This is a genomic window from Streptomyces sp. 8L, from assembly GCF_020176795.1.
Taxonomy (GTDB): domain Bacteria; phylum Actinomycetota; class Actinomycetes; order Streptomycetales; family Streptomycetaceae; genus Streptomyces.
Window position 1 is genome coordinate 1 of sequence record NZ_JAIUKE010000170.1, and the last position, 9,509, is coordinate 9,509.

The 9,509-nt window shown below is 70.4% G+C and carries 8 protein-coding genes, 1 tRNA gene and 1 pseudogene; 5 read left to right on the top strand and 5 right to left on the bottom strand.

Annotation, left to right across the window (positions count from 1 at the left end; genetic code table 11):
* The first annotated feature begins 66 nt into the window (after positions 1 to 66).
* Positions 67 to 807: a GntR family transcriptional regulator gene (locus LCE31_RS15965; protein WP_225014952.1), complete on the top strand. Its 741-nt coding sequence runs from the start codon at positions 67 to 69 to the stop codon at positions 805 to 807.
* A 165-nt stretch (positions 808 to 972) separates the two neighbouring features.
* On the opposite strand, the gene LCE31_RS15970 is transcribed toward LCE31_RS15965, so the two are convergent.
* Positions 973 to 1,059 (bottom strand) — tRNA-Ser (locus LCE31_RS15970).
* A 386-nt stretch (positions 1,060 to 1,445) separates the two neighbouring features.
* The gene (locus LCE31_RS15975) at positions 1,446 to 2,135 is read right to left on the bottom strand and encodes a DUF4232 domain-containing protein (protein WP_225014927.1); all 690 of its coding nucleotides are present in this window, start codon (positions 2,133 to 2,135) and stop codon (positions 1,446 to 1,448) included.
* A 595-nt stretch (positions 2,136 to 2,730) separates the two neighbouring features.
* On the opposite strand from LCE31_RS15975, the gene LCE31_RS15980 reads away from it, so the two are divergent.
* A complete protein-coding gene (locus tag LCE31_RS15980; protein ID WP_225014928.1) occupies positions 2,731 to 3,717 on the top strand; it encodes a PRC and DUF2382 domain-containing protein in 987 nt (328 codons plus the stop codon).
* A gap of 545 nt (positions 3,718 to 4,262) precedes the next feature.
* Here the strand turns inward: LCE31_RS15980 and LCE31_RS15985 are convergent.
* Positions 4,263 to 5,150 (bottom strand): bifunctional DNA primase/polymerase, encoded by an 888-nt coding sequence (locus LCE31_RS15985; RefSeq protein ID WP_225014929.1) that lies wholly within the window; start codon positions 5,148 to 5,150, stop codon positions 4,263 to 4,265.
* Positions 5,151 to 5,548: 398 nt separating this feature from the next.
* Here LCE31_RS15985 and LCE31_RS15990 point away from each other — a divergent pair, with 398 nt between their 5' ends.
* The 3 genes and pseudogenes from LCE31_RS15990 to LCE31_RS16000 all read left to right on the top strand — a co-directional run.
* Complete coding sequence (locus LCE31_RS15990; protein ID WP_225014930.1) at positions 5,549 to 5,860, top strand: hypothetical protein; 312 nt, start codon at positions 5,549 to 5,551, stop codon at positions 5,858 to 5,860.
* Between the two features lie 363 nt (positions 5,861 to 6,223).
* Positions 6,224 to 6,778, top strand: coding sequence for a SigE family RNA polymerase sigma factor (locus tag LCE31_RS15995; RefSeq protein WP_225014931.1), 555 nt, complete (start codon positions 6,224 to 6,226; stop codon positions 6,776 to 6,778).
* Positions 6,779 to 7,263: 485 nt separating this feature from the next.
* A pseudogene (locus LCE31_RS16000) lies at positions 7,264 to 7,488 on the top strand (fatty acid--CoA ligase); the annotation flags it as partial.
* A gap of 91 nt (positions 7,489 to 7,579) precedes the next feature.
* On the opposite strand, the gene LCE31_RS16005 reads toward LCE31_RS16000, so the two are convergent.
* Together LCE31_RS16005 and LCE31_RS16010 are read right to left on the bottom strand one after the other, a co-directional pair.
* The gene (locus LCE31_RS16005) at positions 7,580 to 8,128 is read right to left on the bottom strand and encodes an NUDIX hydrolase (protein WP_225014932.1); all 549 of its coding nucleotides are present in this window, start codon (positions 8,126 to 8,128) and stop codon (positions 7,580 to 7,582) included.
* A gap of 13 nt (positions 8,129 to 8,141) precedes the next feature.
* The gene (locus LCE31_RS16010) at positions 8,142 to 9,263 is read right to left on the bottom strand and encodes an adenosylhomocysteinase (protein WP_225014933.1); all 1,122 of its coding nucleotides are present in this window, start codon (positions 9,261 to 9,263) and stop codon (positions 8,142 to 8,144) included.
* Positions 9,264 to 9,509 lie beyond the last annotated feature (246 nt).

A 9,509-nucleotide genomic window follows, 5' to 3' on the forward strand; every position in this document is an offset into this window, starting at 1 on the left:
AACACTTCCTCGCCTTCGCAGGCATCGCCGCAACTCTCATCTGCTACCGACGCCTCACCAAATGAGATGACTTCTAAGAGCGCCGACGAACTCCGGCGTCGGATCGCGGAGCGCGTATGGGAGCCGGGGGATCGCCTGCCGTCCCGCGCCCAGATCGGCCAGGAGTGCGGAGTGGGCGAGAACGTGGTCCGCCGGGCACAGGAATTGCTGATCTCCCAGGGCGTGCTGGAAGGACGAGCCGGTTCGGGCACGTACGTCGCCGAGCCCCGGCAGCGGGTGCGGGTCGTTCGGTCGTCGGCGCGGGAGCAGCCGGGCGCGTCGCCGTTCCGGGCGGACATGAAGGCCGTGGGCAGGCAGGGCGATTGGGAGAGCCGGACCGACGCCAAGGTGCCGGCGCCTGCCGACATCGCTGCACGGCTCGGGATCGCTGAGGGCGAACTGTGTGTCCGGACGGTGTACGAGTTCCTGGCGGACGGCAGGCCGGTGCAGTTGTCGACGAGTTGGGAGCCCTACGACCTCACAGCCGGGTCGCTCGTCGTCCTGCCCGAGGGAGGGCCGCACGCAGGCGCCGGTGTCTTGAACCGCATGGCCGTGATCGGTGTGACCGTCACCCATGCCGTAGAACAGCCGGAGCCCAGGCAGGCGACTGCCGAGGAGGCCTCGCTACTCGGCATCCAGAAAGCCGCCCTCGTCACGCACATCCGGCGGACCTACTACAGCGACCAGGGGCAGCCGGTCGAGACGGCGGACATCGTGGTGCCTGCCGCGCACTGCGAGATCGTGTACGAGATTCCGATCAACCGGTAGTCGGCGGACGGCCGGTGCACGTCTTTGATCTTCGGATGACGTGCCCCCCACGTGCCCCATCCGTGCCCGATAGGGCGGGAAACCAGGGGGAGCAGCGGTGCCGGACGGGTACCGGGCATGGCGACGGCCCCCGAGCGTCTTGGCTGGTCAGGGGCCGTTCACCTGCGGTGGGTGTGGGATTTGAACCCACGGTGACATCGCTGCCACGACGGTTTTCAAGACCGTTCCCTTAGGCCGCTCGGGCAACCCACCTCGCTCCGCCTCGCCTGCCGCGGAACGGGCTACAGCGTACCGGTTGCGGCACCCGCCACGAGGGTTGGTCTGCTTCCGACCTGGTGCACGGGTGTGGGGGCGCTCTCGCGCCCCGCGCACGCCCCCGGTCCCGTGACGGTACTTCCGCATCGTCCGACGCTGGGGCGCTACGTGTTCTCCGGAACGCGGCGCAGGCGGGGGAGGCTTCGGGCTGGCTGGCGGCGACGCGTTCCGGTGGCGGGGAGTGTTCTTCAGGCCCGGGGCCGTGGGTCGGGCTGGTCTCGCCGCCCCCGCCGGGGCCGGTCGCGCCTGGAGGCGGTCGGCCCCGTGCGGGGCGTTCGGACCCTGCCGGCCCGGTTGGGTGGGGCGGATGTGCGCGGCGCGGGTTACTTGCCCGAGCCGACCGGGTCGACGGTGATGGTGGGGGTGGAGTTGCTGTTCGCCGGGATGTTGATGCCGGTGTGGATGGTGTGCGAGTGGGTCTCGTTGGGGGGCGTGACGATCAGGCTGGTGAAGGTGACGCCGGAGCCGCCGGTGTTGTTCTCCGGGTAGTGCAGGGTGAAGCGGGTCTCCTCTCCGGCCGCCAGCTTGACGTCGGGGGCGTTGATCTTGGTGCGGGTGGCGCTGACGGTGCCGTCGCGGCCCTTGAGGTCGACGCCGGGGAAGCCGTGCATCGTGCAGGTGCTGGAGCCGGTGTTCTTCATGTTCACGATGAGCTCGCCCTCGGCCATGCCGCCCGACGTGGTGAAGGACAGGTTCGCGGTGCGGCAGGTGCTGCCGGAGGGGCCGGCCGGGGCGCCGGGGTCGGTGCCGGTGACAGAGGCGGTGCCGGAACCGGAGGTGGACCCGGAGCCGGAGCCGGAGCCGGAGCCCGAGCTCTTGGAGAGGCTGGTTCCGCTGGCGGCTCCTGCGGCGGAGTCCGTCTTGGTCTTGGCGGAGGCGCCCTGGTTGTCCGCGGTGCTGGAGCTTGAGCTCACCGAAGCGCTGCTGTTGTCACTGCCCTTGTCACAGGCCGTCAGTGAGAGACCGGCGGCCACGGCGACGAGGGTGAGGACCGAGATCTTCTGAATGCGCATGGTGTCTCCCGAGGTTCCGTTGGGCTGCGTGCCCTGCTGGGCAAGCCGTTCTGCTCTACTCCGATCCGGCCCCTGCCCAGGCAGTTCATGGCCAAGGTGCCCCGGGACATCCCTGTGACACTGCGGTACGGCGGCCGTGACATGCGGTTCGGACGTATGCGCTGATATCCGTTCCATCCGGGCCCCTGTTCATTCGGGCGCCACGGGATGGCCGTGGTGGCCGTGGTGGCAGCCGTGCCCGCGTGCGTGTGTGCGTACGGCACCGTCCGGCCGCGCCCCCCAGCCGGTGAGTGCCGTCTTGGCCGGAGGGGCACGCCGCGTTCGCGTGTCGATTCATCCTCGGCGCGGTTGGTTCGGTGGGGGCGGAGGCCAGGGTTCAGCATCCGAGCCGAGCCGATTCGTACCCGCGTTGACCTGGTAAGACACCCGGAACCGCAACGGGAGCGGAGACCCGGGAGAAGGCCGGGGGAGGTCTGCGAGGAAGCTCTCTCCGTGATGCGAAGGGCAGATTTCTTGCGATTAATGCCGTTCTGATGGGTTTTGAAGCGGGATGTGGTTACCCGGTGCAGGAACCGCGAACCAAGGAGGGAACGCGATGATCACACAGGAACAGATCCCCGCGGTCCTGGACCACCCCGTCTACGATTCCGGCGGGAACAAGATCGGCAGTGCGAAGCACGTCTTCTACGACGACGCCACGGGGAATCCCGAGTGGGTCACCGTGAAGACCGGGATGTTCGGGTCGAGCGAGTCGTTCATCCCCACGCATGACGCCAATCTGGTGCAGGACCACCTGGAAGTCCCCTACGGGCGGGACCAGGTCAAGGACGCTCCGAACGTCGACATCGATGCCGGCGGGCACCTCTCCGAGCAGGAGGAGCACCGGCTCTACACGTATTACGGTCTCGACGGCGAGGCTTCGTCTCGCGACCAGGGGATGGGCGGCAAGGACGCCAAGTCCGACGTCGGGCCGGGCGCCGCGGGCGGCGTCGGCGCGGCGGGTGCCGGGGCCGCGGGTATGGCCGGACGGCGCGACACGGGGACGGCCGCGGACGAGGACGCCGCGATGCGGCAGTCGCGCGCGCCGATGGCCGGCGGCGCTCCGGGCCTCGACAAGGATCTCGGCAAGGACACCACGGCCGCGGCCCGGGGCGGGGACACCGGCGAGGACATCGCGATGACCCGTTCCGAGGAGCGGATGCACGTCTCCACCGAGCGCCACGACGCGGGCCGGGCACGGCTGCACAAGTACGTCGTGACGGAGGAGGAGCAGCAGACCGTCCCCGTGCACCACGAGGAGGTACGCGTCGTCAGGGAGCCCATCACGGACGCCAACCGCGACTCCGCGAGGGGGGGCGTGGACATCTCCGAGGCCGACCGCGAGGTCACGCTGCACGAGGAGCGCCCCGTGGTGGAGATGCGCACCGAGCCCGTGGAACGCGTCCGGCTGACGACCGAGGACAAGGTCGAGCAGCAGACGGTCAGCGGCACCGTGCGCAAGGAGCGCATCGAGGCCGAGACCGAGACCGAGGACGGGACCAAGGGTGCCCCTCGCGGGCGGGGTGATACGCCCCGATCCTGACACCGGCGCCGCCGGTGGCGAGAACCGGCGCTCGGCCGACGGGTCGCACCGTTCGTCAGAGCGGTGGTCCGGCGGTCCGCCGTCGTCGCCTTCGCCCTCGCCGTACCGGCGGCACTGGGCAGACGTGGCGCATGCGTCATGCGGCGCGATATCGGCCTCGTGCGCGGTGCACGCGTCGTCCGCGGTACCTGCGTCGTCCGCGGTGCGTGCGGTGACTGCGGTACGCGCGTGATTGCGGTACCCGCGGTACGAGCGGTAACTGCGGTGCGTGCGGTGGCCGCGGTACGAGCGGTAACTGCGGTGACTTCGGTAAAACGCGGCAGGTCTGCCACGTGGCGTCGTCCGGTGCTCCGGCACCGGGCGGCGCCATGTGTCTGCTCCGTCCGGCACCGTGGAGTGCCGGAGGCGCCACGTGTCTGCGCCGGCACCGGGCAGTGTCACCGCATCGCAGTGTCACCGCGTCCGCCGCGGAAGCGGTCCGACGCCACGCCATGCATCGTCCCCCCGGCCGGTCCCGGGCCGGACCCGGCGTCGGCGTGCGCGCCTCAGCGTTCGCGTGTGAGCCGCCGGGCGGAGGCGACGGTGGCGCGGGCCTCCTGCTCCGTCAGCCCGGTGTGCAGCGCCGCCTCCACCAGCGTGTCCGCGAGCAGTTCGCCGAACCCGTGCTCGTACGCGCGGCACGCGGCCCAGAACAGGCGGGTGTTGCGCTGCCCCTCGTGCGCGGCGAGCACGAACTGCACCAGTCCCTCGCCCTGTCGCCCCGGGCGCCCCGGGCGGGCGTGTGCGGCCCGGGCCGGGGGAGCGAGAAGGCGCAGCAGTGCGCGCGGGCAGGGCGCGGGGGCGGCGAGGTCGGCCGTTCCCGGCGCCAGGCGGTACGCCCCGCGCGCGGAGACCGAGCCGGGACCCACCAGGTAGCCACCGGTGCCCCGCACGTCGATGCCGGGCGCCAGCCGGCCCGCCGAGTTGGGCACGACCACGTTCGCCGGGCCGCTCAGCCAGATGTGCCGGCCGCCGCTGGGCGTGAGCACGGTGACCGTCTCCGGCAGCGTGAACAGGTGCTCGAACGCGATCTGCTGGAGCGCGGCCACCGAGTCGGGCGTGTTGCCGACCGCGGGTTCGTGGCCGCTGATGTCCAGGTCGATGCCGATCAGGTGGTACGGGGGGCGCCCGCAGGCGATCCCGTATCCCGTGGCCCAGGGGGCGGCGTCGAACAGGGCCCGTACGGCGACCGGGTCGGTGGTCGCGTCGTACACGCCGTGGCCCGGGAGCCCGCACTCGCCTCTGCAGAGCACCGGTCCCGGCTGGTCCCGGTGCGGCGATCGCAGGGCCGGGAGCTTCGTGGGGGACAGCGGGAAGACGGGAAGTCCCCGCTCGGCGGCGGAGAGCGCGTATGCGAGAGCCAGGGTGGCGGCGTGCCGGGCGGTGGTGGCCATGAGGTCTATTTTCGCACACTCGTTCGATGGGACGGAAGAGAGATTCGATTACGCGTTCGAACGCATGAGTCGATCCGAGGCCACGGCACGCCGTGCCACGGGTGACGTGCCGGATATCAGCGGGAACGATTCACCTCTTGCCCCGTCTGGTCCGTGCTGTCCCGCGCGCCCCGCAAAGTTCGCTTCAAGTCATGAAAAGGGTTTATCGACAAGTCCTCACGCTTGCGAGGGAATGGGTGCCCTCGGGCTGGTTCGCCGGGGACGCGGTGGGCAATTCTGATCTCGCGACGTCGAGAACACGACCGAGGCGGCCGGCCAACCGCCTTGGGCAAAGCCGCAGTTCAAGCTGTTATGCAGCTGCTCGAAGCTGTACATCTGGTTCTCTGGAGGAACAAGACATGGCAAGCATCCGTACCGTCCGCGTCATCGCCGCTGTTGCTGCTCTCCCCCTCGCTGCTGCGCTGTTCACGGGGGTTGCCACGGCTGACAACGGTGGTGCCGCGGACCACGGATCGAACGCGACGGTGGCGACCCTTGCCGGCAGCGGCGTCGGTCACAACAACTACGGCAACTCCACCACCACGCAGCAGGTGGCGACCGGTGCCGGTGCGTCGAACCAGAACAACACGGCCAATGTGGTCGGCTCGGCCTTCACGGCCATCGACCAGCACAACGAGAACGTCTCGGTGGCCTTCCACCACCTGTGGTGACCGGTTCGGCAGGGGCTGGGGAGCCCGGGGAACCGACTGAGCGGTGACAGGAAGCAGCGGCCCGCGCGAACGGTGCGAGAGCACCCCGCGCGCCCCGCTGCGCCGTGTCCGTTGGTGGTCGCCCCACCCGGAGCCTTGCTCAGGGCTCGTCCCCAGGCCCTCCGTCAGGGCTCGCCCGAGGTCTCGGTCAGGGCTCGCCCAGGGCGTCGCGGGGCCTCACCCAGGGACGACCCTGATGCCGTTCACCTCGCGCCGTCCACCCTCAGGAGGTGGGGCCTGCCGGAGCCCTACACCCTGAGGGGGAGACGGCTTCGGGACCTGGGGCCGATCCCCGCGAACGCACACACTCCTAGCGTTGAGGACATGACCACGCCTGTGTGCACGAGCGCTTCCAAGGCCGTGAGCCACGGCCACGCGCCCTACGCCTCGTTCTCGTCGTACGTACGGGCGCGGGGGCCCGTACTGCTGCGAACCGCCCGCTCCCTGACCGCCAACCCGCTGGACGCGGAAGACCTGCTCCAGACCGCGCTGACCAAGACGTATGTCGCCTGGGAAGGCATCCAGGACCACCGTGCCCTGGACGGCTACGTCCGCCGCGCGCTGGTGAACACGCGCACGTCGCAGTGGCGCAAGCGCAAGGTCGACGAGTTCGCCTGCGAGGAACTGCCGGAGCCCGCCGCGGCCCGGGGCGACGACAACGACGTCGCCGAGCACCAGGTCCTGCACGACGCGATGTGGCGCGCGGTCCTGCGTCTGCCCGACCGGCAGCGCGCGATGGTCGTCCTGCGGTACTACGAGGACCTGAGCGAGGCGCAGACCGCCGAGGTGCTCGGCGTCTCGGTCGGCACGGTCAAGAGTGCGGTGTCGCGGGCGCTGGCCAAGCTCCGCGAGGACCCAGAGCTGGCCCCCACGCACTGATCGCGTGCCGATCGCGCTGACCGCGGGCATGATCGCGGTCCCGGCGGTACGGGAACCGGCCCGCGGCCGAACGCGCCGCAGCGGCCCCTCGGGGGACCTGGCCGCCTGTACGGCGGGACGGCGCGGCGGCGCGAGCGACCGGGGACGGCGGTCGGGGGAAAACCAGGGCCCGGCCCGTAGGGGGAAGAGAGAGGGCGGGGAAGTCTTCGCGCGGGGCGGGGACGCGGAAGTACGCGGGGGTGCGCGCCGCGGGCAGAGTGCGGGCAGCGAGACGGGCGGGTCGCGGAACCGCGCGATGCGGAACCAGGGCGGCGCGCAACCACGGCGGCGCGCGACCACGGCGCCGCGCAACCACAGCCGCGCTGAACCGTCGAGACGCTCGTGTACTCCTGGGTAGTGACTTTCACGCCGCGGTCCGCGCAGAATCCAGACATCCGCAGCAGCCGCCACCGCGCGCTGGGAACCGCCGCTCTCGGGAGGTCGCCGTGCTGAGCACGATGCAGGACGTACCGCTGACCGTGACCCGCATCCTTCGTCATGGCATGACGATGCACGCGACGTCACGGATCACCACCTGGACCGGAGAGGCCGAGCCCCGGCGCCGGAGTTTCGCGGAGGCCGGCGGGCGGGCGGTGCAGCTCGCCGCGGCGCTCAGGGGCGAACTGGGGGTGTGCGACGACGAGCGCGTGGCGACCCTGATGTGCAACAGTAAGTCTGAAACACTCGCGGCCTGACCTGTGGTGATACGCGCGACGCCCCCGGCGGATGATCGCCGGGGGCGTCGTTGCGCCGCCAAGAGCTCTACGGGCGGATTGCCGCCATGACCCGCGAGCGCAGCGGCTCGGCCGTCAGCATGTCGGCGAACTGCCAGGAGTAGGCGGTCACCTCCTCCTCTTGCAGCTCGACCGTGTCGGCAGTGGTGCGGAACAGGTACCGGAAGTCGAAGTGCTGGTGTGCGTCCTCGCCCTTGTCAGGGTTGGCCGGGATCGGATGCACGTCGACGTGAAGCGGCGTGCCGCTGTCCGGCTCGACCTTGTCGGGGCTGATGCCGGTTTCCTCCGCGAGCTCGCGGAGGGCGGCGTCGAGCAGGGTCGAATCGGTCTGCTCAACGTGTCCGCCGGGCAGCAGCCACTTTCGCAGGGCGCGATGCTCGATGGTCAGGACGCGGCCGTCAGGGCGGAGCAGGGCGGCGCCGGCCGTGACGTGTCCGCGAAACTCTTTCCGCGAGGCGATCGAGTCGCCGGCCTCGTCGAGCACCTGGGAGAGGGCAGACAGGCTGTCCTTCTCGTCCGGGTGTCTGGCGAGGTAGGTGTCGAGGGTGTCGCGGACATGCTGTGCCGTGATCGGCATGGGGTGCTGTCTCCTAGCGGTTGTAGTAGTCGAGCCACGTTCCGGCGATGGCCGCGCGGTCGGCAGCGTCTACCTCGTGCATACCGTGTCCGAGGTCGCCGTGGGTGAGCATTCGGACGCCCGCGAGTATCTCCGCTTGCACGAGGAAGATGAACGGCCCCACGCTGGCGCCGTGCAGGAAGTTGACGGCGTTGCCGCCGTTGAGCAAGTAGAAGTAGTGGCCGGTTGTCTGGTACCGGGTGACGTGCTCGCCGTTGGGCGTTCGCTGGTAGACGTTCGGCAGGGCGGCGAGGTCGAGTTCGTCCTCGCTGCTGGTGACCGTCGCGACGTAGGCGCCGTTTCGCAGGGTGGAAAAGTCCTCGCCGCGAAGGGAGACGGCGCCCGTTGCGCACAGGACTAGGCCCGCGCCGTGCAGCGCGGCGTCACGATCGCGTGCCACCGTGAATCCCTGCGAGAGGGCCTGTGTGCGCCGAACGGGGTCCACGTCGTGAACGGTGACCTGTACACCCTTTGCGTGCAGCAGGCGGGCGATGCTGGAGCCGAGCTTGCCGAAACCGATCACCAGCGCGGGCCGGCCGTGAAGGATGTCCCCCCGGCTGCGCATGAGTGCTTCGGTGGAGAACACGACGGATTGACCGACGAGAAAATCCTCGGGGTCTTTCAGCGGCGAGCGGGCGACGGAGACGACGGGACATGGCAGCTTGTCGCGTTCGGCGTAGCGCTTGTGCCCGTTCTCGGTGTCCTCTACGACGCCAAGGATTCGGCCGGAAAAGCGGTCGCACAGCGTGTCCAGGGTAGGGGCGAAGTATCCGCCCACATCGCAGAGAACGACGTTCTCGCCGGCTGCTCGCGATTCGACGTAGTCGACGGTGGCCTCGGCGTCCTCGAACAGCTCGCGCGACAGGATGTCGCATTGCGTCGTCCTCTCGATCTCCCGGCGTGCCGCGGGATCGATGGACTTCGGCTTGGGCAGGACCGCCCGCAGCTTGGTCCCGATCCCGACCGCTCGAACGAATGACGGCCGCTCGGGCAGGAGATGTGTGATCAGGAAGGACGACGGTCGGTCGACCGGCGCGAACGCTGCGGCGATTCGTGCGAAGTAGGAATCGAGGCGTGCGCGCTCGAACTGTTCCATGGACTCTCACTTCCCTTGGTGTGGGGGCGTTGCGACTCCGGACAGGCGGTGCGGTGTCGCTCCTGCGTCGGGGTTGGGACACAGGGGCGGCGATCATCGGGCGGCGTGGCGCGCCCTCTGCTTTCGGTGGAGCCCCCGGGGCGCCGGGGGGGGGGGGGGGGGCCCGGGGGGGGGGGGGGGGGGGGGGGGCCGGGGGCCCCGGCCCGGGGGGGCCCCGAAAGGGGGGACGGGGGGGGTGTGCGGGGT